1 protein-coding gene is annotated in these 251 nt (G+C 73.3%); it reads left to right on the top strand.

Translation table 11 applies throughout. The annotated features are described in order from the left end of the window. Positions 1 to 251 (top strand): hypothetical protein (locus HKX41_12525; protein ID NNC24960.1); only part of this gene is annotated, 251 nt, incomplete at both ends.

Genomic DNA, 251 nt, shown 5'->3' with positions numbered 1-251 from the left:
GCCTGGCGGTCAGCGAGGAGACGCTGGCGCGGATCGAGCCGAGCCGCAATTGCTACGACTGCATCAGCCGCGAGTACGCGCTGGCGCTGATGGACGACGAGCGCGCCGCTGAGGCGGTCGATTACCTGCAGCGGCAAGCGCAGAACATGCGCCGCGACGGCGCCGAGCCGGGCGTGGCCTATCGCGAGACCCAGGCCGCCGCGCTGTTCCGCGCCGGCCGCCTGGAGCAGGCGCTGGCCGAACTGGCGGCG

The organism is Salifodinibacter halophilus, from assembly GCA_012999515.1.
GTDB lineage: Bacteria > Pseudomonadota > Gammaproteobacteria > Nevskiales > Salinisphaeraceae > Salifodinibacter > Salifodinibacter halophilus.
Note: the sequence above shows the minus strand (reverse complement) of the source record. Positions and strands in the feature narration are given on the sequence as shown.